Source organism: Variovorax sp., assembly GCF_965279555.1.
Classification (GTDB): domain Bacteria; phylum Pseudomonadota; class Gammaproteobacteria; order Burkholderiales; family Burkholderiaceae_C; genus Variovorax.
In genome coordinates this window covers 1,041,240-1,062,680 of sequence record NZ_OZ257247.1, presented here as the reverse complement: position 1 = coordinate 1,062,680, position 21,441 = coordinate 1,041,240, and the positions used below count along the sequence as shown (strand labels likewise).

Below are 21,441 nucleotides of genomic sequence, written 5' to 3'. Positions count from 1 at the left end.
AGCCTCCTCCATGGTCCAGCTTGCGTTGCGTCGTCCGTACACCTTCATCGTCATGGCGATGCTGATCGTGCTGGCCACGCCCTTCGTCCTGGCGCGCATGGCCACCGACATCTTTCCGGAAATCAACATCCCGGTGGTCAGCGTCATCTGGAACTACACCGGCCTGCCGGCGCAGGAAATGGGGCAGCGCATCTCCGGCCAGGTCGAGCGGGGCCTGACCACCACGGTGAGCGACATCGAGCACATCGAGTCGCAGTCGCTGGCGGGCGTATCGATCATCAAGGTGTTCTTCCAGCCCACGGCCAACATCGAGATGGCGATCTCGCAGGTGGTGGCCTCCATGCAGGCGCAGGTGCGGCAACTGCCGCCGGGCATCACGCCGCCGCTGGTCATCAAGTATTCGGCTTCCAGCGTGCCGGTGGTCCAGCTGGCGCTGTCGAGCCCCACGCGCTCTGAAAACTCCCTGTTCGACGCCACCGTCAACCAGCTGCGCCCGCAGCTCATCACGGTGCCGGGCGCTGCCATTCCCTTTCCCTACGGCGGCAAGAACCGGCTGATCTCGGTCGACCTCGACACCCAGGCGCTGCAGGCGCGAGGCCTCTCGCCGGCCGACGTGGTGAACGCGGTGAACACGCAGAACCTGATCCTGCCCTCGGGCACGGCCAAGTTCGGCGCCACCGAATACAACGTGAAGATGAACGGCTCGCCCGACGCCATCGCGGGCCTGAACGACCTGCCGATCCGCACGGTGAACGGCGCCACCACATACCTGCGCGACGTGGCCTATGTGCGCGACGGCTTCTCGCCGCAGACCAACGTGGTGCGCCAGGACGGCGTGCGCGGCGTGCTGCTGTCGGTGCTGAAGAACGGCGGAGCCTCCACGCTGGACATCGTGTCGAACATCCGCGCCATGCTGCCCATCGCCGCGCAGACGATGCCTGAAGACATCAAGATCACGCCGCTGTTCGACCAGTCCGTGTTCGTCAAGGCCGCCGTGAAGGGCGTGGTGTTCGAAGCCATCCTGGCCGCCGCGCTCACCGCCGCGATGGTGCTGCTGTTCCTGGGCAACTGGCGCAGCACGCTGATCATCGGGCTGACCATTCCGCTGTCGATCCTGGCGTCCATCCTGGTGCTGTATTCGCTGGGCGAAACGCTCAACCTCATGACGCTGGGCGGGCTCGCTCTGTCGGTCGGCATTCTGGTCGACCAGGCGATCGTGACCATCGAGAACATCGAGCGGCACCTGCACATGGGCACGCCGCTGAAGGAGTCCATCGAGGTCGGCGCGGGCGAGATCGGCTCGGCGGCCTTCGTCTCCACGCTGTGCATCTGCATCGTGTTCGTGCCGATGTTCTTCCTCTCGGGCGTAGCGCGCTTCCTGTTCGTGCCGCTGGCGGAGGCCGTGGTGTTCGCCATGCTGGCCTCGTACCTGCTGTCGCGCACGCTGGTGCCGACGCTGGTGATGCTGCTGATGGGCGGCTCGCACGGCCCGCAGCAACATCCGGCCGAAGGCGCAAGGCAGAGCGTGCTGCAGCGCCTGTACCGCGCCTTCGACCAGCGCTTCGAGCGCGTGCGCCGTGCCTACACACTGGTGCTGTCGGCGGTGCTCTCCAAGCGCGCGGGCTTCATCGGCCTGTTCCTCGGCTTCTGCCTGCTGTCGTGCCTGCTCTACCCGGCGCTGGGCCGCGACTTCTTCCCGACCGTCGATGCCGGCCAGATCCGCCTGCACCTGCGCGCGCCCACCGGCACCCGCATCGAAGAAACCGCGCGCCTCACAGACCAGGTCGAAGCCGCCATCCGCGAGCTGGTGCCGCCCGACCAGCTCGAGACCATCCTGGACAACCTCGGCATTCCCAACAGCGGCATCAACCTGTCGTACAGCAACGCCGGCACCATCGGCACCTTCGACGGCGAGCTGCTGCTGTCGCTGAAAGAGGGCCACAAGCCGACCGAGCAGCATGTGTCGCTGCTGCGGGCCGAGCTGCCCAAGCGCTTTCCGGGCATCGAGTTCTTCTTCCAGCCGGCGGACATCGTCACGCAGATCCTGAACTTCGGCCTGCCAGCGGCCATCGACGTGCAGTTCAGCGGCAACGACATGGCCGGCAACGCGGCGCGCGCGGCCGAATTGACCAAGGCGATCCGGCAGATTCCCGGTGCGGTCGATGCCCACGTGCACCAGCGCCTCGACGGCCCCGCGCTGAGCCTGCAGATGGACCGCACGCGGCTTCAGCAATACGGCCTGACCGCCTCGAACGTGGGGCAGAACGTGCTCATCGCGCTTTCGGGCAGTTCGCAGACGGCGCCCGCCTTCTGGCTGAACCCGGCCAACGGCGTGGTCTACAGCATCGCGGTGCAGACGCCGCAGTACACGGTCGATTCGCTCGATTCGCTGCTCAACATTCCGGTGGGCGCCAGCGGCGGCGCGGGCGGGCCCGGCTCGCAGCAGTTGCTGGGCAACCTCGTGAGTACCCAGGCCGACCGGCAGCCGGCCGTCATGTCGCGCTACAACATCGCGCCGGTGATCGACGTGTACGTGAGCGTGCAGGGCACCGACCTGGCCAGCGTGGCCTCCAAGGTGCAGAAGCTGGTCGACGAGATGCGTCCGAAGCTCTCGCGCGGCAGCCGGGTCGACATACGCGGCCAGGTGCAGACCATGCAGTCGTCGTTCATCGGCCTGGGCGTGGGGCTGGCGATGGCCATCGTGCTGGTGTACCTGCTGATCGTGGTCACCTTCCAGTCGTGGCTGGACGCGGCCATCATCATCACCGCGCTGCCTGCCGCGCTGGCGGGCATCGCATGGATGCTGTTCATCACCGGCACCACGCTGAGCGTGCCGGCGCTCACGGGCGCGATCATGACCATGGGCGTGGCCACGGCCAACTCGATCCTGCTGGTGTCGTTTGCGCGCGAGCGGCTGCAGGCGGGCATCCCGCCACTTTCGGCCGCGCTGGAAGCTGGCGCCACCCGCATCCGGCCGGTGCTGATGACGGCGCTGGCAATGATCATCGGCATGATCCCGATGGCGCTGGGCCTGGGCGAAGGCGCCGAGCAGAACGCGCCGCTGGGCCGCGCGGTGATCGGTGGCCTGGTCTTTGCCACGGTGTCGACATTGTTTTTCGTACCCGCCGTGTTCGCGGGGGTGCACAGTCGGCTCGCCCGCCGCAAGGCGGCGCGCGCAGCACAGCATCAACCGCCAGCGGGCGCAGCCCCGGGAGAACTGAAGCCTTGACCCCCACGCTCATTCACTTCGTGTATTCGCTGCCCCCCGAGGGGGCCGCAGCTCGCCTTGGGAGCGGCCCGGCGCCGAGCTGGTCATGACGGAGCAACGCCACGCGGCATTGACCATCCATCCCACCGGCGACAGCGACGGCGAGCTGCTGCGCCGCCGGCAGATCGTGCGGCGCACGCGCTGGCTGGTGCTGATCGTCCTCGTGCTGCTGGGGCTCGGCGCGGCGCGCACCGTGTTCGTGCGCATCGCCAACGCCCGCGCGCTCGAAGCGGGCACGACCGAGCGCGCGAAGCAGTACGTGCAGACCGCCCTGCCCCGCGTGCCCACCGCCGGCCAGACGCTGTCGCTGCCGGGCACGCTGCAGGGCTTCGTGCAGTCGCCCATCTCGGCACGCGCCAGCGGCTACCTCAAGCGCTGGACCAAGGACATCGGCAGCCGCGTCGAGAAGGGCGAGCTGCTCGCCGAAATCGAAACGCCCGAAATCGACCAGCAGCTGTCGCAGGCCGTGGCCGCGCGCGCGCAGGCCGCCTCCGGCCTGGAACTGGCGCGCAGCACCGCCGATCGCTGGGAAGCGCTGCGCAAGAAGGACGTGGTCTCGCAGCAGGAGCTGGACGAACGCCGCAGCGCAGTGGCGCAGGCCACTTCCAACGTGGCTGCAGCCGACGCCAACGTGCAGCGGCTGAAGCAGACCGAGGGCTTCAAGCGCGTGGTGGCGCCGTTCGCGGGCGTGATCACGCGGCGCAACGTGGACGTGGGCGACCTCATCGACGCGGGCGCGGGCGGCGGTGCCGGTCGCGCGCTGTTCCTGCTGGCGCAGACCGATCCGCTGCGCGTCTACATCAACGTGCCGCAGGCCTACGCCCAGTTGGTGAAGACCGGCCAGCCCGTGGTGGTGACGCAGGCCGAGCTGCGCGGCCAGACCTTCAAGGGCCAGGTGGCGCGCACCGCCGGCTCCATCGACACGACCACGCGGATGATGCAGGTCGAGGTGTCGCTGCCCAACAGCGACGGCGCGCTGCTGCCGGGCGCCTACGTGCAGGTGTCGCTGCCGCTGGCCGCGAGCCGCACGCTCTCGGTGCCGTCGAACGCGCTGCTGTTCCGCGCCGAGGGCACGCGCATCGCGGTGGTCGATGCGCAAGGCCGCGTCAACCTGCGCGCCGTGACGCTGGGCCGCAACTATGGCGAGAACGTCGAGGTGATCGACGGCCTCGAGAAAACCGACCGCATGGTGCTGAACCCGTCCGACTCACTGGCCGAAGGCGACGTGGTGGCGGTGGCGCCCGAAGCGCCGCCGGCAAAGGCTCCGACGCCGAAGGCCCCGGCGTGACGCCGCCGCGCCTGGCCGCTCCGCTTGCCCTGCTGGCCGCCATGCTGCTGGCGGGCTGCGCGGTCGGCCCCGACTACAAGACGCCGGACACGCCGCTGCCCGTCAGCTGGAAACTCGAAGAACCCTGGCGCGTGAGCACGCCGAGCGACGCAGCCGACAAGGGCCCATGGTGGCGCCGCTTCGACGACCCGCAGCTCGACGCGCTGCAGCAGCAGGCGCTGGCCGGCAGTCCCACGCTGGCCATCGCCAATGCGCGGTTGGCGCAGGCACGCGCCACGCTCGCGGCCAATGCGGCCGGCCAGTATCCGCAGGTCGGCCTCGGCACCCGCGCCTCGCGTCTGAGAATTTCTGCCAACCGCCCGCTCACCAACTACTCGACGCCCAATTCGACGACCGTGCAGAACGACTTCGCGCTGTCGCTCAACGCGAGCTACGAAGTCGACCTGGCCGGCCGCGTGCAGCGCACGGTCGAGGGTGCCAAGGCCTCGGCGGAGCAATCGGCCGCCGACCTGCAGAACACCCGGCTGCTGCTCAGCGCCGACGTGGCAAGCAGCTACTTCAACCTGCGCTCGACCGACGTCGAACTCGACGTGCTCACCCGCTCCATCGCGCTGCAGCGCCGCGCGCTCGAACTGGTGATGGCGCGCCACGACCTGGGCGCGGTGTCGGGCCTGGACGTGGCGCAGCAGCAGGCGCTGCTGGAGACCACGCTGACGCAAGTCGACGTGCTGAGAAAGCAGCGTTCGCAGTACGAGCATGCGCTGGCCACGCTCACCGGCACGCCTGCGCCCAGCTTCTCGCTGCCGGTGGACCTGCGCGAGATCAGGCCGCCGGCCGTGCCGCTGGGCGTGCCCTCCGAGATCCTGCAGCGCCGGCCCGACGTGGCCTCGGCCGAGCGCGCGATGGCCGCCGCCAATGCGCAGATCGGCGTCGCCACCGCCGCCTTCTACCCGAGCATCTTCATCTCGCCCACCGTGGGCGTGGACAGCCGGATGATCGAGACGCTGTTCAACGGCCCGAGCCTGCTGTGGTCGGTGGGCGTGTCGGCCACGCAGGTGCTGTTCGACGGCGGGCGCATCCGTGCCAACGTCGATTTCGCGAAGGCCGGCTACGACGTCACCGTGGGCAACTACCGCCGCACCGTGCTGACCGCGATGCAGGAAGTGGAAGACGGCATCACCGGCCTTTCCGCGCTCGACAGCGCAACCGCACAGGCGCAGGCCGCCGTGACGGCCGCGCGCCGCGTGCTGGACATGGCCACCAGCCGTTATGAAGGCGGCGCGTCGACCTACCTCGACGTGATCACCGCCCAGCAGTCGCTGCTGACGGTGGAACGCCAGGCCGCGCAGCTGCGGGGGCAGCGGCTGCTGACCGCGGTGTTCCTGGTGAAGGCGCTGGGTGGAGACTGGTGCGGCGCGGATGAGCCCGGCAGGGCCCCGGCATCGTCGTGCCCCGCCGTCGGCACCGACCGGACTGCGAAGGCCGGTTGAGCGGCGAAGCTCTGTTCGCGCGACTTGGTGCTTTGCTGGTCGATCGACGCACGTCGTCACTGTCGGAGCGATTCCGCTCGAGCTCCGCTGGCTCAGTGCATTGACGCACCCGGCTGCGCGACCGCGCCCGCACCGGAACACAGCGCAAGGCCACCCGCCAGGCTCCATGCCTGCGCATGGCCGAGGCGACGCAGGGCCTCGGCCGCCTGCGCACTGCGATTGCCGCTTCTGCAGTAGAACAGCACCGGCGCACCGGCCGGCAGCGCCAGCCAGCCGGGCAGCGCATTGAGCAGCCCTGACAGCGGCACCGCCTCGCGGTGGGTGCCGGCACCGAAGGGCGACGATTCGCTCACGCGCTGTTCGTAGGGCTCGCGCACATCCACCACAACCAGGCCCGGATGTTCGAGCAGCAGCCGTTGCGCTTGCGTGGCGTTCATCTCGTGGCCCGCGCCTGCGCAGCCGCTGTCGATCCGCGCGCCGCAGGCAAGGGTCTGGTATTCGGTCAGCGCGAGGTCTTTCTCCAATTCGGCCTTCGCCGAAGCGAAGCGTTCCGCGTCGATGTCGCCGCACAGCACCTGCGCGAGCAGCGGCTGGGCCGTGCATTCGCGGGCCAGGGTGCTCGCGAAGCGGTCGTCGTAGTCGTGCGCCGGAAGCAGCAGCGTGCGGGGGCCCGCGGCCTGCTCCAGCTTCTTCAGCGAAGGACCGAATGCCAGCGGCGCACTTTGCGCGAAATCGCTTCGTCCCAGGGCACCGGGCATCACCGTGTCGCCGACGAATGCCAGGCGGATTTTCAGCTGCTCGTCGTGCAGCAGGTAGGCGGTCGAGTCGGCGGTGTGCCCCGGGGTTGCCAGCCGGGTCAGCATCTGCGCGCCCAGGCAGACGGCATCGACGCCCAGGGGCCAGCCGAGGGCATCGACCTCGCCTTGCTGAAGAAGGCGTTCCGGCAGTGCGGCGCGAAGTTCGCCAACAGAGGAAACATGGTCGCCATGGCTGTGCGTGTCGAGCACGGCGGCCAGCGTGTAGTCCTGACAGCGAAGCAGTTGCGCGATGCGGCCGGTCAACTCGGGCAGCGGATCGATGACGACACAGCGCCGGCTGTGCGCATCGGCCAGGAGGTAGCAGCACGCACCTCCGACCACGAAGCGGGTCAGGCCGTCGAGCGCGTCGCCCGGGCGGGAGGTGTCGGCAGCGGTGTTCAGGCAGCTTGCGCGCAGCGAAGCGCCACAGGAGCCGATCCTTTCGCAGGCTTCGTCGATGAAGGCCGCGTCGCTGGCCGGCCCGAACGACAGGCGCACGGCCGAGGCCGCCTGCCAGGCGGGCAACCCCATGGCTTGCAGCACATGGCTCGGCAGCGCCTTCGACGCGCCGCAGGCCGAGCCACCGCTCACCCGCACGTCGGCCGCGTCGAACAGGTCCTGCAGGAGCTTCGAGTCAAGGCCGGGCACCGAGAAATTGAGGGTCGTCGGCAAGCTCAGCTCGAAGGGCGCGTTGAACACCACGCCGGGGAACGCATTCTTCAGCGCGGCGGCGATACGGTCGCGGTACGCCTCCAGCGTGCGGCCGTCCCGGAAGGTCTGGCCGTCCTCGAGCGCTTCCAGCACGGTGCCGAGCGCGGCGATGCCGGACATGTTCTCGGTTCCCGAGCGCAGCGCGCCCTCCTGGCCGCCGCCCGCCATCAGCGGCGTGAACGGCGCGCCGGCGCGCACATACAGCAGGCCGATGCCCTTGGGGGCATAGAGCTTGTGCCCAGAGAACGGCGCGTAGTCGATGCGGTGGGCCTCGAGCCGGAGCTCGAGCTTGCCCAGCGCCTGCACGCTGTCCACCATCCACAAGGCCGGGCTCCCGTCGAGCGCCTGGGCGATGCCCTCCAGGTCGCTGACGACGCCGGTCTCGTTGTTGGCGGCCATGGTGCAGACCAGGCCGGCCCGGCCGGCATGCGCGCGCAGCCACTGCAGGTCATGGCGGCCATCGCGGCCGACCGGGATGGGCTGCACGCGCAGGTTCAGGCCCAGCAATTTGTTCCAGTGCCTGATCGCTTCCGGCACCGCCTTGTGCTCCGTCGCGCCGTACAGCAGGCAGTCGACGTCCTCGCGGCCGCGCAGCGAGCTCAACGCCGACAGCACCGCAGTCTGGATGCCCTCGGTGGCGCCGCTGAGAAAGAGCAGGTCGCCCGTGGGAGCGCCCAGCAGGCGCCGCGCGCGGGAGCGCACCGAATCCATCAGCGCGCGCGCCTTCAGCCCGGTGCTGTGGACGCTGCTGGGGTTGCCGAAGTCGTCGGCCATGGCTGCAAGTGCCGCGGCCCGTGCGCGAGGCAGCACGGGCGTGGTGGCGTTGGCGTCGAGGTAGATGTCCATTCAGGTGATTCCGGGGAGAAGCGTTGCAGGCGTTGCGGGCGACGGCGCCGCGCACCTGGAGGAGTCTGCCGGCCGGGGGTGAGCAGCGGCTTGCGTTTTGTGCTGCCCATGTCGATAAGATTGGAATCCAATACTCTTTCAAAGAGATTTGATGAAACTGGATTCCATAGATATCAAGATTCTTGATCTCCTGCAGCAAGACGCCGAGCTGCAGGTAGCCCAGATCGCCGAGCAGGTGGGCCTGTCCGCCACGCCATGCTGGAGGCGCATCCAGCGGCTGAAGGAGGCGGGCGTCATCACGCGCTCGGTGGCCCTGCTCGACCCGCGCAAGGTCAACGTGGCGGTGACGGTCTTCGTGTCGGTGCGAACCAGCACGCACTCCCAGGAGTGGTTCGATCGCTTCACGGCCACGGTCCATGCCATTCCGGAAGTGGTCGAGTTCTACCGGATGAGTGGCGAGGTGGACTACCTGCTGCGGGTGGTGGTGCCGGACATCGCCGCCTACGACGCCGTCTACAAGCGACTGATCTCGGGCACGAACCTGCACGACGTCAGCTCCAGCTTCGCCATGCAGGAACTGAAGCAGACCACGGCATTGCCGCTGGGCTACGTGTAGAAGATTCGCGAAGCAGCCCCGCCGCCGTTCAGAACAGGCTGCCCTGCCCCGCGGCACCAGGTGGCCGGAACGCCGTGATGTCCAGCGGAATGCGCTCGCGGTTGTAGCCCAGGCGGTTCGTCGCCTTCTCGAAGCGCTGGTGGATCAGGTCGGCCCACAGGCCCGAGCCCTTCATGCGCGTGGCGAAGTCGGCGTCGTAGTCCTTGCCGCCGCGCATCTCGTGGATGCGCGCCATGATGCGGTCGGCGCGTTGGGGGTAGTGCAGCGCCAGCCATTCCTTGAAGAGCGGCGCCACCTCCCAAGGCAGCCTCACCACCGTGTAGAAGGCGCTGCGCGCGCCGGCTTCCCATGCGGCCTCGAGCACCTGTTCCATGTCCTCGGTCACGAAGGGAATCTGCGGCGCCACGCTCACGCCCACCGGCACGCCCGCCTCGGTCAGCGTGCGGATGGTGCGCAGCCGGCGATACGGCGCGGCGGCGCGCGGCTCCAGCTTGCGGGCAAGTTCGCCGTCGAGCGTGGTCACGGTCACGTACACGGCCGCGAGACGGTCGGCTGCCATCGGCGCGATCACGTCGAGGTCGCGCTCGATGGCGCTCGACTTGGTGACCAGCGCGAACGGATGCCGCGCTTCCTGCAGCAGTTCGATGACCGAGCGGGTGAGCCTCAAGTCGCGTTCGATGGGCTGGTAGCAGTCGGTGGCGGTGCCGATGGCGATGTAGCTGGGCCGGTAGCTCTTGCGCCCAAGTTCCGTACGCAGCATCTCGGCGATGTTTCGCTTGGCGATCAGCTTGGTCTCGAAGTCGAGGCCAGGCGACAGGTTGAGGTAGCTGTGCGTGGGCCGCGCGAAGCAGTAGATGCATCCGTGCTCGCATCCGCGGTAGGGGTTGAGCGAGCGGTCGAAGTAGATGTCGGGCGAGTCGTTCTCGTTGAGCGCCGACTTGACGTCTTCGAAGCGCACCTCGGTGGCGATGGGCTCAAGCTCCTGGGCCTCGGCCACGCCCTCTTCTAGCGTGCCCCAGCCGTCGTCGAAAGCATTGCGCTCGTCCTTGGAGAAACGATGCGCGAGCTGCGTGGCCGCGCCGCGGCCCTTGATGGCATGAATGGGGATGCGGGCTGCTGGCATGGCTGGTCCTCGGCTGCAGTTACTGTGTATTTGTACAGTATTTCACTGTTTCTTCAGGACCGTCCGCTTTTTACATTTCTTTCTTGACAGAAATTTCGTAAATCCTAAACTCGGCGCCATGGAACTCACAGACATTCAACGCAAGTTCGTCCTGCACTGGGGCGAAATGGGGTCCATGTGGGGCGTCAACCGCACCGTCTCGCAAATCCACGCCCTGCTCTTCGCCCACGGCAAGCCGATGCATGCCGAGGAACTGTCCGAAACGCTGGGCGTCGCGCGCTCCAACGTCAGCAACAGCCTGAAGGAGTTGCAGGCCTGGAACCTCGTGCGCGTCACCCACACGCTGGGCGACCGCCGCGACTACTTCGAGACCAGCATCGACGTGTGGGAGCTGTTTCGCACCGTGGTGCGCGAGCGCAAGGAACGCGAGTTTGACCCGACCATCCGCGTGCTGCGCGAACTGGTCTCGAGCCCCGATTTCCAGAAGGAACCGCCCGATGCGCAGGACCGCATCCGCTCCACCATGGACCTCATGAACAAGCTCGCCACCTGGGCCGACGAAATGCTGCGGCTGTCGCCCGGCACGCTCGACAAGGTGCTGACGCTGGGCGCCAGCGTGCAGAAGTTCGTGCGCGGCGACAAGGGCGGCAAGGACGAAGATCCCGATGCCCATCACGCCAGCCTGCCGATGATCTGAGCCCTCTCTTTTTTTGCCCGTTTGTTTCTGTTTTGACAGAAATATCGAGAACAAAGGATGCCATGAGCCAAGCCGCCCTCCCCATCTATCCGCTGACCGTGTACTTCGACGCAAGCTGCGCCATCTGCTCGGCCGAAATGGGCAACCTGGGGGCGCACGACACGGCGGGCCGGCTGCGCTTCGTCGATTGCTCGCCCGCATCGTTCAGCGACGGGCCGGCACCGCGCGACGCGCTGATGGCCGCGATCCACGTGGTGGACGCCACAGGCAGGGTGCTGGTCGGCATGCCGGCCATCCGCGCAAGCCGCGCGGCGGTGGGCCTGCCCAGCGGCGGCGGCCTGCTCGACCTGCCGTTGGTCGCGCCGCTGGCCGACCGCGCCTACGCCCTGCTGGCGCGCAACCGCTACCGCATTCCGCGCTGGCTGGCGACACGGCTGGCGGGGCGCATCGCGCCTTCCTGCAACGACGGCAACTGCCGCCTCTGAAGAAAAACCATCGGACAACCACGCGAGGGAATAGCCATGCCTACCGTTTTCCAGCCCGACTTCCGCCTGCCGCTCGAAGCGCCCGCGCAGGCGTCGGCCGGTGCCCCAATCACCACCGAAGACACCCAGGTCTACTTCACCGAAGTCGCGTTCGACTACAGCGCCTGGAGCCCCAGCTACAACATGCACTTCGGCTTCTGGCGCGCCGGGCTGAACCCGTTTCGGCGCGAAGGCATGCTGGTCGAGATGAACCGCGTGGTCGGCCGCGCGCTGCGGCTTGCCGACGCGCAACCCGGCGCCGCGCCCCGCCGCTGCGTGATCGACATGGGCTGTGGCGCCGGCGCCACCGCGCGCACGCTGGTGGGCGACAACCCGTCGCTGTACGCCGTCACCGTGACCAACGTGGCAGTGCAGAACAGCATCGCCGCCAGGCTGGATGCCGCGGCGGGGGTGGCCGACCGCATGGCCCACGTGGAGGCCGACTACACCCGCACCGGCCTGCCCGCCGCGCAGGCCGACGGCGCCTGGGCCCTGGAAAGCGCCTGCTATGCCGACGGCACCGCCAAGGCCGACTTCATCCGCGAGGCCGCGCGCCTGCTCAAGCCCGGCGCGCGGCTGGCGGTGGCCGACGGCTTCCTGCTGCGCCGCAAGCCCGGCCGCGTGGCCGGCTGGCTGCATCGCCTGTGGGCCGACAGCTGGGCCGTGCCCACGCTGGCCGTGCGAGACGACTTCATCGCCGCCCTGCGCGACAACGGCTTCGAGGACATCGAGTGCACGTCGCTGCGCTGGCGCGTCGCGCCCAGCGCGCTGCACATTCCGGTGCTGGCCACGCGCTTCACCCTGGCCGAACTCTGGAAGGCGCGCGGCAAGCTCGGCCCGTGGCGGCGCAAGCACATCGTGGCCAGCTACTGCGCGCTGGCGCTGGGCATGTTCTGGCGCGACTTCGACTACTGCATGGTCACGGCCACGCGCAGTGCCGGCTGAGCGAACACGAGAAAAAACAACCAGCAGAAAGCTTCGCATGCAAGACAACAACCAGGAAAGCCGGCTCGCCGCACTCGCGCCAGACCAGGCACCCGACGAACTGCCGCCCCAGTCCCGAGGCGCCATGCCCTTCGCGTGGTTCTGGCCGATGCTGGCGGGCGCGGCCATCGCGCTGGTGCTTCGCATCGTCTTCAGCGGCGGCCCGGGCCAGCGCTTCTCGCCGATGCTCGGCTCCTTCGTGTACTTCGTGCCTGCGCTGTGCGGCGCCGTCACCGTGTACATGGCCGAGCGCATCGAGCGCCGCAGCTGGGGCTACTACCTCTGGGCGCCGTGGGTGGCGACCGCGCTCTTCGTCGGCGGCACGCTGGCGGTGTTCATCGAGGGGCTGATCTGCGCCATCGTCATCGTGCCGCTGTTCGCGGTGATGGGCAGCGTCGGCGGACTGGCGATGGGCATCGTGTGCCGCATCACCAACTGGCCCAAGCAGGCCATCTACAGCTTCGCAATGCTGCCGCTGGTGCTCGGCGCCATCGAGCCGCAGCTGCCCAACCCGGACCGGCTGTCGAACACATCGCGCACGCTCTTCATCGCCGCGCCCGCCGAACGCGTGTGGCACGAGCTGAACGCCGCGCGCGACATCCGCCCCGCAGAAGTCGGCGACGCCTGGGCCTACCGCATCGGCGTGCCGATGCCGGTGTCGGGCGTCACGGTCGACACGCCCGAGGGCCGCGTGCGCCAGGTGCAGTGGCAGAAGAACGTGCACTTCGAGGAAGTCATCACCGAGTGGCAGCCCGACCGCCTGCTGAAGTGGCGCTTCCGCTTCTCGCCCGACTCCTTTCCGGCCGGGGCGCTCGACGACCACGTGATGATCGGCGGCCAGTACTTCGACCTGCGCGACGCCACCTACACGCTGACGCCGCGCGACGGCGGCACCGAACTGCGCGTTGCGGTGTCGTGGCGCATGAGCACCAGCTTCAACTGGTATGCGGACCGCGTCATGCACCTGCTGCTGGCCGACGCCTCGGAAAACATCCTGCGCTTCTACAAGGCACGCGCCGAAGCCACGGCCGGCACGGCGGTGGCCGGATGACGACGATGCCGCCCACCGCACCGGTCTTCCAGCAGGCGCTCGGCCCCGCCTGGGAGCGGCTCGGCGACGTCATCCGCCGCCACTACACGATGGTGCCGTTCTCCGACGACCACGTGTGCGTGCGCGGCACCATGAGCGAGGTCTGGCACGCCCCCTGGGCCGCACTGCTGATGCCCCTCGGCCGGCTGTTCGGCGCGCTGGTGCCGCACCAGGGCAAGGACGTGCCGATCGAAGTGCACTACCGCTGCCGCCCCGACAACGCCACGCTCCACTGGGACCGGGTCTTCCGCTTCCCGGGCAGGCCGCCCTTTCATTTCCGATCGCACATGGAGCACGACGCGCGCCGGGGCGGCGAGGTGATCGAGTACGTGCGCTTCGGCATCGGCATGCGGCTGGCCGTGAGCGCGGAAGAAGGCGCGGTGGTGTTCCGCGACCGGGGCTACATCTGGCGCGTGGCGGGGCTGCGCATTCCGCTGCCGCTCGGGCTCTTCCTGGGCACTGCCTACGTGGAAGAGCGGCCCGACCCGCAGGACGCCGACCGCTTCACCATGAAGATGCTGCTGCGCCACCGCTGGTTCGGCGACGTGTTCCGCTACAGCGGGCGTTTTCACCTGGGCCCGCGCCTGGGTCCACAATGAGCGCACCATGCCACGCCGCCCCGAAAACCTCAACGCCCAGTACCACGCCCACGTCTACTTCGGACCCGACACGCTGGCGCAGGCCCGCAGTCTCTGCGAGCGCGCCGGCCACGAACTGATGGTGGTGGTCGGCCGGGTGCACGAGCGGCTGGTGGGCCCGCATCCGCACTGGAGCTGCCAGCTCGCCTTCGACGCCGCCGAATTCGACCAGGTCATCGGCTGGCTCGAAGCCAACCGCAACGGGCTCGACGTGTTCGTGCACGGCGCGACCGGCGACGACTTCGCGGACCACACGGCGCATGCCATGTGGCTGGGCGAGGAAAGCGCGCTCGACCTGCGGATGTTCCGGCACTAGGCAGGGGCGCCGCCGGTCAGAACTCCGCGTCGAGCTCGTCGATTTCTTCGGGCTCCTGTTTTGCCGCTGCCACCCATTCCTTCATGGCCGGCAGCTCCATCACCCGCTTGCAATAGGCAGCGCACGCGCTGTCCAGCGCCACGTCGTAGCTCAGGAAGCGCGTGACCACCGGCGCGTACATCGCGTCGGCCATGCCCGGCTGCTTGCCGAACAGGAAAGGGCCGCCATAGGCCTTGAAGCATTCGCGCCAGATGGCGACGATGCGGTCGATGTCGGCCTGCGCGCGCGACCACACCTTGAAGTGCTTGAAATGAGCCTTGATGTTCATCGGCAGCGCGCCGCGCATCGACGAAAAGCCCGAATGCATCTCGCCGCAGATGGCGCGGCAGTGGGCGCGGGCTGCGATGTCGTCGGGCAGCAGGCCGGCCTTGGGCTTGATCTCGTTGAGGTATTCGCCGATGGCCAGCGTGTCCCACACCTTCACGCCGCCGTGCTGCAGCGAGGGCACCAGCATCGACGAAGACAGCAGCAGCATCTCGGCCTTCATGGCCGGGTCGTCGGGCGGAATGACCTTCTCGCTGAAGTCCAGCCCGGCCAGCCTGCACATCAGCCAGCCGCGCAGCGACCACGCGCCGTAGTTCTTGCTGCTGATGGTGAGAACGGGTTTGGCCATCTTGAAGCTCCTTGGGCGTTGCTGCATTGCGTGCAAGCGCCATGCCATACGGCTGGCCCGCAACTTGCCTGCACCGAAGCCATGCTGTACCGGGCCTACCAGAACCAAGCCGACATGCTGTCGCCCGCCAGGCTCGCCGCGCAGTACCTGGGCCAGGCACTGTGGAAAGACGGCACCGAGCGCACCATGTTGCGGCGCATGGCCGCGCAGTTCGAGGTGTTCTCGCGCATGCGGCTGACCCACACGCGGCCGCCCTACGGCATTGCCAGCGTGCCGGTCAACGGCGCCGAAGTGGCCGTGCACGAGGAAAAAACCCTGGTCTCGCCCTTCGGCACCCTGCTGCAGTTCAGGAAAGACACCGAAGCGGTGCACCCGCCCGTGCTGCTGGTCGCACCACTCTCGGGCCATTTTGCGACCCTGCTGCGCGAAACCGTGCGCACGCTGCTGCGCGACCACGACGTGTACCTGACCGACTGGCACAACGCGCGCGACGTGCCGCTCTGGGAGGGCCGCTTCGGCCTGGACGACTACACGCTGCAGCTCATGCGCTTCCTGGAGGCCGTGGGCCCGGGCGTGCACATGGTGGCGGTCTGCCAGCCCTGCGTGGCCGCGCTGGCCGCCACCGCGCTGATGGCCGAGGACGACAACCCCGCCACGCCGCGCAGCCTCACGCTGATGGCCGGCCCGGTCGACTGCCGCATCAACCCGACCACAGTCAACAAGCTCGCGACCGACCGGCCGATCGACTGGTTCCGCCGCAACCTCATCAGCCATGTGCCGTGGCCGCACGCGGGCGCCATGCGGCGCGTGTACCCGGGCTTCCTGCAGCTGTCGGCCTTCATGAGCATGAACCCGGAGCGCCACAAGAAGCAGTTCGAGGACATGTACACCCACCTGGTGGAAGGCGACATCGACAAGGCCCGCACCATCGGCAGCTTCTACGACGAATACCTGGCCGTGAACGACCTGCCGGCCGAGTTCTACCTGGAGACGGTGGAGCGCGTGTTCCAGACCTACGACCTGCCGCGCGGCAAGCTCACCGTGGGCGAGCGCACCGTGAACCCCGCCGCCATCCGCCGCACCGCGCTGCTGACGGTGGAAGGCGAGCGCGACGACATCTGCGCCGTGGGCCAGACGGTGGCGGCGCAAGACCTGTGCACCGGCATCCGCCCCTACCTCAAGGCACATCACCTGCAAGCCGGCGTGGGGCACTACGGCGTGTTCAGCGGCAGCAAGTGGAATGCACAGATCTACCCGCGCGTGCGCGAAACCATCCACGCGGCGGCCGAGCTGAACGGCTGAGGGGCATCGCGCCAATCCGGCAAAGGGCGTGAGGCCATTGTTTGCCCTTGCGCGCGGGGCTTCCTACACTCGGGCCCCATGCAACGCCAGGCTTTCATCCGCAGCACGCCGCGCGCAGTCTTCACTGCGTGCACGGCTGCAGGGTCGCATCCGACCCTCGCAGATCTCTGAGCCCGGCGGTCAGCCTCCCTCCCCTTTCTTCAGCACCTTTCATCGACCGCCGGGCCCAAGCCCCGCGCGGTAGCGCGCCCGCACGGGCACGCCGCGCTTTCCCCAGCTGATTCTCCTGCTCGCTGCCAGCCGCTTCGCCGTGGCCGGCGGCCGGCTTTGTCATGCGGAAAGAACACTGACGATGAACATCCAATCGATCCTGGCGGTGACGGACCTGTCGGCGCACGGCCTGCGCACGGTGGTGCGCGCGGCCTCCATCGCGGCGGCGCACGGCGCGCTGCTGAAGATCATGTACGCGCCCGCCGCCTTCGCCGGCCCGGCGGATGCCGATGCGGCCAGCGGCCTGGGCGCCGTGTGCCTGGAGGTGGCCGAGCGCTTCGGCATCCTCGTCAAGAAGATCGACGACACGCGCGGGCGCCTCGACGGCGCCGCGCACGAGGCGCAGTGGTGCGACCTCGTGGTGATAGGCGACGAGCCCGACCGCTCGCTCGCGGCCTTCTTCCACGGCCAGCCGGCCGAACAGCTGGTGCGGGCGACACAGCGGCCGGTGCTGGTGGCGCGGCTCGATGCGCGGGCCGGCCGCTACGGCCGCATCCTCGTCGCCGTCGATCTCATGGAAGAGTCGCGCCCCCTGGTCGACCTGGCCTGCGCCTTCGACGGCCAGGCCGACATCGAGCTGTTCCACGCCTTCACGCCCATGCACGAAGGCAAGCTGCGCTACGCCGACGTGTCAACGCACGTGATCGACGCCTACCGCCACGCCTGCGCCCGCCATGCGCGCGAACGCATGCTGTGGCTGTCCGATGCATCTATCGCACGCCGCAATCGCGTGGTGTCGTCGATAGGGCGCGGCGACCCTGCGCGGCAGGCTGCCGTGCAGCAGCAGTACTCGAAGGCCGATCTGCTGGTGGTGGGCAAGCGCAGGCGCTCCGCGCTGATGGACTTTCTTTTCGGCAGCGTGGCACTGCGCGTGCTGCGCTGGTCCACGGGCGACGTGCTGGTGGTGCCGCACTGCGCGCTTGCGGCCCGCCAGGGCCAGCACCCCGCGGCGCTGGCGCAGCGGGGTGCGGCATGACGCCGGCACTGACATTCCTTCCGATGCTGCCGGTCTGGTGGCGCTTCAGGCCGGCCGAGCTGCGCATCGACGTCGATCCGCGCAAGGCCAAGCCTGTCGACACGCTGGCACCGGTGCACGAACGCATGCGCGCGATGGGCGACCGCCTGCGCGACATGCCGCGGCTCGTGCCGGGCGACCCCGGCCTGCGCGCACGCTTTCGCGAGGCCGACGGCGAGCTGTACGTCTACATCGAGGACACGCGCCGCGACAGCCTGGTCGGCTACACCGTGTTCAACCGGCTGATCGAGCTGAACCGCAGGGCCGACCGCCACATCCGCGCGCCGCATTCGCAGTACGACCCGGCCTGGCAGCGGCGCGGGCTGGCCTCCGCCGTGTACCGCTGGGCGCTGCGCCGGGGCATCTGCCTCATGAGCGGCGCGCGGCAGTCGCCGGGCGCGCATGCGCTCTGGCAGAGCCTGTCGCGCCACTGCGAGGCAGGCTTTGCCGACTTGCGCAACAAGCAGCTGAGCTACCTGGGCCGCGAGGTCGAGCACGCCACGCTCGCCGAGCTGCACACGCGCATGTTCCTGCTCGGCGAGGGCTGGACGCTGGAGCGCTTCCGGCGCGAAACGCAGATGGCCTGAAGCGCTCAGCGCCGCGCGCGCGGCGCCTTGCTCACGCGCCGCACGGTCGCCTCGCCGGCCTGCGGAAGCCTGTCGCGCAGGAACGCGATCAGCTCCTGCGCCACCACGTTGCGCATCGGCCCGGGCAGGTAGGCCAGCACCACGCGGCGCTCGACGCGCGGCTTCAGCAGCGGCACCACGGCCAGTTCGGGGTCGCGCAGCGAAGAGGTGTACAGGCGCGGCATCAGCCCCAGCGCCTGCCCGCTGCGCACCAGCGCATAGAGCGTCTCCGAATAGCTCACGCGGTAGGGCTCCGCGCCCTGCGCGAACTGCGCGCGAGCAGGGTTGCCCAGCGCGGGCATGCTGCCGCTTTCGAACAGCACCAGCCGCTCCTTGCCGATGGCCTCCCAGTTCGCGTCGCCGGCTGCCGCCAGCGCATGGTCGCGCCGCACCACCAGCACCAGCGGGTCGCGGAACAGGTCGATGCAGGTCAGGCCCCCGGGCGGTTCGGTGATGGCGGCCACCGCCATGTCGATCTGCCCGCTGCGCAACTCGGCCAGCAGCGTGTTCGACGGTGCGTCGCGCCAGGCCAGCTCCACCTCGCGCTGGCCGCTCTGCAGGAACTCGCTGGCCGCGGCCGCCACGCGCGCGCTGGCCGAGGGAATGACGCCGATACGCACGAAGGCCCGGCCGCGCTGCACCGTGCTTTCGATGTCGCGCAGCGCCACGTCGAAGGTGTTGACCAGGAAATCGGTGCGCGCCAGCACTTCGGCACCCACGGGCGTGAGTTCCAGCCGGTGGGTGGAGCGGGTCAGCAACTCGGCGCCCAGCAGCTTTTCCATCTGCTTGATGGCGTTGCTCAAGGCCGGCTGCGTGATGGAAAGCCGCTTGGCAGCGCGGCCGAACTGGCCTTCTTCCACCAGCACGGAAAAGAATTGCAACTGACGCAGCGTGAGCGCACGCAGGGGCAAGGCGGCCATGGACGCATCCTCGGTTATTGATTCAGTGAATCAAATTATAGAAATTCAAAATTTTCTTTATGAGGAGGCAATTACTAGACTGGTCAGCATGACCAGCCCCACCCCCGTCCCCTTCACGCTGGAATCGATGCTGCGGGCCATGCCCAAGGCCGAGCTGCACTGCCACCTGTTCGGCACGGTGCGCCACGAGACCTTCAAGCAGCTCAACCTGCGTGCCGGCGCGCCGCTGGCGGCCGACGAGATCGAGGGCTTCTACACGCGCGGAGAAAAGCCGGTCGGCGTGCTGCGCGTGCTGCGCGCGCTCGACGCCCAGCTGGTGCGCAGCGCCGGCGACCTCTACCAGCTCACGCTCGAATACCTGCAGGACGCGGCCTCGCACAACGTGCGCTATGCCGAGTTCTTCTGGAACCCCACCGGCACGGTGCATGAATCGGGCATTGCCTATCCGATGGCGCAGGCGGCCATCGTGCGCGCCATCCACGACGCGCAGCAGGATTTCGGCATCACCGGCCGGCTCATCGCCGCCATCGACCGCGAAGCCAGCCCGCAGGCCGCAGTGGAAATGGTGGAGTGGGTCAAGGCGCACCGCTGCGACGAGGTGATCGGCATCGGCATCGACTACCGCGAGAACGACCGCCCGCCCGAGCTGTTCACCCAGGCCTATGCCGACGCGAAGAAAGCCGGCCTCAAGACCACCGCGCACGCGGGCGAGTTCGGCATGCCCTGGACCAACGTGCGTACCGCGCTCGACGTGCTGCAGGTCGACCGCATCGATCACGGCTACACGGTGGTCGACCAGCCCGACTACGCGCGCCAGTGCGCCGAGCGCGGCGTGATCTTCACCGTGGTGCCCACCAATTCGTACTACCTGCGCACGCTGCCGCCGGAGCGCTGGGCGCTGGACCATCCGATCCGCAAGATGCCCGGCCTGGGCCTGCGCGTACACCCCAACACCGACGACCCGACGCTGCACAAGGTCACGCCCACGCAGGCCTGGCTGATGATGGTGCGCGACTTCGGCTTCGGCCTGGACGACCTGCGCGGCTTCATGCACAACGGCCTGGACGGCGCATGGATCGACGACACGCAGCGCCGCGAATGGCGCACGCAGTGGAGCGATGCGTTCGACACGCTGCGCGCCCGCCTGGCCGACGAGCCCACCCCTTCCCAAGATCACCAAGGATGACCCCCGCCATGAACACGCCCCGCCGCCTGCTCCTTGCCGCCGCACTCTGCGCGGCGCTCCCCACCGTGGCCCTCGCACAGGCCTGGCCCACGGCCAAGCCCATCACGCTGATCGTTCCATACACCGCCGGAGGCAGCGTGGACGTGAACGCCCGGCTCGTCGCCCAGCGGCTCGGCGAGCGGCTCAAGCAGTCGGTGATCATCGAGAACCTGAGCGGCGCGGGCGGCGCCATCGGCGTGGCAAAGGCGGTGAACGCCACGCCCGACGGCTACACGCTGGTGGTGGGCCCCGACAGCGCCATCGCCATCGGCAAGCTGGTCAACCCGACCGCTTTCCGCTTCGACCCGCTCAAAGACCTGGCGCCGGTCGGCCTGCTCAACACCGCGCCGATGGTGCTGGTGGCGCGGCCCGGCCTGGAGGCCCAGACTTTCTCCGACTTCGTGAAGCTCGCGAAGGCCAAGCCCGGCAAATACAACTACGCGACCTCGGGCGTGGGCACGGTGCTGCAGCTGGCCATGGAGCTGCTGAAGGAGCGCAGCGGCATCTTCGTCACCCACGTGCCCTACCGCGGCGGCGCGCAGATTGCCACCGACGTGATCGGCGACCAGGTCGACCTGGCCATGCTGGTGAGCACCAGCGCCATCCCGCACGTGAACGGCAAGCGCCTGAAGGCACTCGGCATCACCAGCAGCAAGCGGCTGCCCACGCTGCCCAATGTGCCTACCTTCGACGAGATGCCCGGCCTCAAGGGCTTCGACATGGTGAGCTGGACCGGCATCTTCGCGCCCGCGAAAACGCCGCCGGCGGTGGTCGCGCAGATCAACCAGGAACTCAATGCGGTGCTGCAGGAAGAAGGCGTGCGCTCCAAGCTGATGGAGCAAGGCGCGCTGCCGGGCAGCGGCACGCCGGAAGCGTTCGGCAAGTTCGTGCAGGCGGAATACGCACGCAACCAGAAGATCGTGCAGACCGCGAACATCAAAGAGTAAGAGCTCGCCCCCAGGCTGCGCGGCACTTCGTGTCCGCTTCGCCTACCCCCTGCCGGGGGCAACACCCGAGGCCCG

The 21,441-nt window shown here is 68.7% G+C and carries 19 protein-coding genes; 15 read left to right on the top strand and 4 right to left on the bottom strand.

Annotated elements, in window-relative coordinates:
* The first annotated feature begins 10 nt into the window (after positions 1-10).
* From ACQY8B_RS05210 to ACQY8B_RS05200, 3 genes are all read left to right on the top strand, one after another.
* A complete protein-coding gene (locus tag ACQY8B_RS05210; protein WP_422085717.1) occupies positions 11-3,229 on the top strand; it encodes an efflux RND transporter permease subunit in 3,219 nt (1,072 codons plus the stop codon).
* Positions 3,230-3,314: 85 nt separating this feature from the next.
* Complete coding sequence (locus ACQY8B_RS05205) at positions 3,315-4,556, top strand: efflux RND transporter periplasmic adaptor subunit (protein WP_422085716.1); 1,242 nt, start codon at positions 3,315-3,317, stop codon at positions 4,554-4,556.
* A gap of 41 nt (positions 4,557-4,597) precedes the next feature.
* On the top strand, positions 4,598-6,046 hold the full coding sequence (locus ACQY8B_RS05200; RefSeq protein ID WP_422089156.1) for an efflux transporter outer membrane subunit: 1,449 nt from the start codon (positions 4,598-4,600) through the stop codon (positions 6,044-6,046).
* A gap of 92 nt (positions 6,047-6,138) precedes the next feature.
* Here the strand turns inward: ACQY8B_RS05200 and ACQY8B_RS05195 are convergent, their stop codons facing one another.
* A complete protein-coding gene (locus tag ACQY8B_RS05195; RefSeq protein WP_422085715.1) occupies positions 6,139-8,400 on the bottom strand; it encodes an aminotransferase class V-fold PLP-dependent enzyme in 2,262 nt (753 codons plus the stop codon).
* A 151-nt stretch (positions 8,401-8,551) separates the two neighbouring features.
* Between ACQY8B_RS05195 and ACQY8B_RS05190 the strand changes: the two genes are divergently transcribed.
* Entirely contained in the window at positions 8,552-9,016 is a 465-nt protein-coding gene (locus ACQY8B_RS05190) for an Lrp/AsnC family transcriptional regulator (protein WP_422085714.1), read from the top strand.
* 28 nt (positions 9,017-9,044) lie between these two features.
* On the opposite strand, the gene ACQY8B_RS05185 is transcribed toward ACQY8B_RS05190, so the two are convergent.
* The gene (locus tag ACQY8B_RS05185; protein ID WP_422085713.1) at positions 9,045-10,139 is read right to left on the bottom strand and encodes a PA0069 family radical SAM protein; all 1,095 of its coding nucleotides are present in this window, start codon (positions 10,137-10,139) and stop codon (positions 9,045-9,047) included.
* Positions 10,140-10,257: 118 nt separating this feature from the next.
* Here ACQY8B_RS05185 and ACQY8B_RS05180 point away from each other — a divergent pair, with 118 nt between their 5' ends.
* The 6 genes from ACQY8B_RS05180 to ACQY8B_RS05155 all read left to right on the top strand — a co-directional run bounded on the left by ACQY8B_RS05180 (position 10,258) and on the right by ACQY8B_RS05155 (position 14,388).
* The gene (locus tag ACQY8B_RS05180) at positions 10,258-10,836 is read left to right on the top strand and encodes a GbsR/MarR family transcriptional regulator (protein ID WP_422085712.1); all 579 of its coding nucleotides are present in this window, start codon (positions 10,258-10,260) and stop codon (positions 10,834-10,836) included.
* Positions 10,837-10,898: 62 nt separating this feature from the next.
* Complete coding sequence (locus ACQY8B_RS05175; protein WP_422085711.1) at positions 10,899-11,321, top strand: thiol-disulfide oxidoreductase DCC family protein; 423 nt, start codon at positions 10,899-10,901, stop codon at positions 11,319-11,321.
* Between the two features lie 36 nt (positions 11,322-11,357).
* Entirely contained in the window at positions 11,358-12,305 is a 948-nt protein-coding gene (locus ACQY8B_RS05170) for an SAM-dependent methyltransferase (RefSeq protein ID WP_422085710.1), read from the top strand.
* Positions 12,306-12,342: 37 nt separating this feature from the next.
* Positions 12,343-13,395, top strand: coding sequence for an SRPBCC domain-containing protein (locus ACQY8B_RS05165; RefSeq protein ID WP_422085709.1), 1,053 nt, complete (start codon positions 12,343-12,345; stop codon positions 13,393-13,395).
* Positions 13,392-14,033 carry a DUF4166 domain-containing protein gene (locus ACQY8B_RS05160; RefSeq protein WP_422085708.1) on the top strand — a complete coding sequence of 214 codons (642 nt, stop codon included), beginning with the start codon at positions 13,392-13,394 and terminating at the stop codon, positions 14,031-14,033. Before ACQY8B_RS05165 ends, ACQY8B_RS05160 begins: the two co-directional genes overlap by 4 nt.
* A 7-nt stretch (positions 14,034-14,040) precedes the next feature.
* Positions 14,041-14,388, top strand: a complete 348-nt coding sequence (locus ACQY8B_RS05155) for a DOPA 4,5-dioxygenase family protein (protein WP_422085707.1) — start codon at positions 14,041-14,043, stop codon at positions 14,386-14,388.
* Between the two features lie 16 nt (positions 14,389-14,404).
* Here ACQY8B_RS05155 and ACQY8B_RS05150 read toward each other — a convergent pair whose 3' ends face one another.
* The gene (locus ACQY8B_RS05150; protein ID WP_422085706.1) at positions 14,405-15,061 is read right to left on the bottom strand and encodes a glutathione S-transferase family protein; all 657 of its coding nucleotides are present in this window, start codon (positions 15,059-15,061) and stop codon (positions 14,405-14,407) included.
* An 81-nt stretch (positions 15,062-15,142) separates the two neighbouring features.
* Here ACQY8B_RS05150 and ACQY8B_RS05145 point away from each other — a divergent pair, with 81 nt between their 5' ends.
* From ACQY8B_RS05145 to ACQY8B_RS05135, 3 genes are all read left to right on the top strand, one after another.
* Positions 15,143-16,363 carry a polyhydroxyalkanoate depolymerase gene (locus ACQY8B_RS05145; protein ID WP_422085705.1) on the top strand — a complete coding sequence of 407 codons (1,221 nt, stop codon included), beginning with the start codon at positions 15,143-15,145 and terminating at the stop codon, positions 16,361-16,363.
* 352 nt (positions 16,364-16,715) lie between these two features.
* Positions 16,716-17,609 carry a universal stress protein gene (locus tag ACQY8B_RS05140; RefSeq protein WP_422085704.1) on the top strand — a complete coding sequence of 298 codons (894 nt, stop codon included), beginning with the start codon at positions 16,716-16,718 and terminating at the stop codon, positions 17,607-17,609.
* Between the two features lie 23 nt (positions 17,610-17,632).
* Complete coding sequence (locus tag ACQY8B_RS05135) at positions 17,633-18,235, top strand: N-acetyltransferase (RefSeq protein ID WP_428745005.1); 603 nt, start codon at positions 17,633-17,635, stop codon at positions 18,233-18,235.
* 5 nt (positions 18,236-18,240) lie between these two features.
* On the opposite strand, the gene ACQY8B_RS05130 is transcribed toward ACQY8B_RS05135, so the two are convergent.
* Positions 18,241-19,194 carry a LysR family transcriptional regulator gene (locus ACQY8B_RS05130; protein ID WP_422085702.1) on the bottom strand — a complete coding sequence of 318 codons (954 nt, stop codon included), beginning with the start codon at positions 19,192-19,194 and terminating at the stop codon, positions 18,241-18,243.
* Positions 19,195-19,282: 88 nt separating this feature from the next.
* Here ACQY8B_RS05130 and add point away from each other — a divergent pair, with 88 nt between their 5' ends.
* Entirely contained in the window at positions 19,283-20,380 is a 1,098-nt protein-coding gene (gene add, locus ACQY8B_RS05125; RefSeq protein WP_422085701.1) for an adenosine deaminase, read from the top strand.
* An 8-nt stretch (positions 20,381-20,388) separates the two neighbouring features.
* The gene (locus tag ACQY8B_RS05120; RefSeq protein WP_422085700.1) at positions 20,389-21,366 is read left to right on the top strand and encodes a Bug family tripartite tricarboxylate transporter substrate binding protein; all 978 of its coding nucleotides are present in this window, start codon (positions 20,389-20,391) and stop codon (positions 21,364-21,366) included.
* Positions 21,367-21,441: the final 75 nt, after the last annotated feature.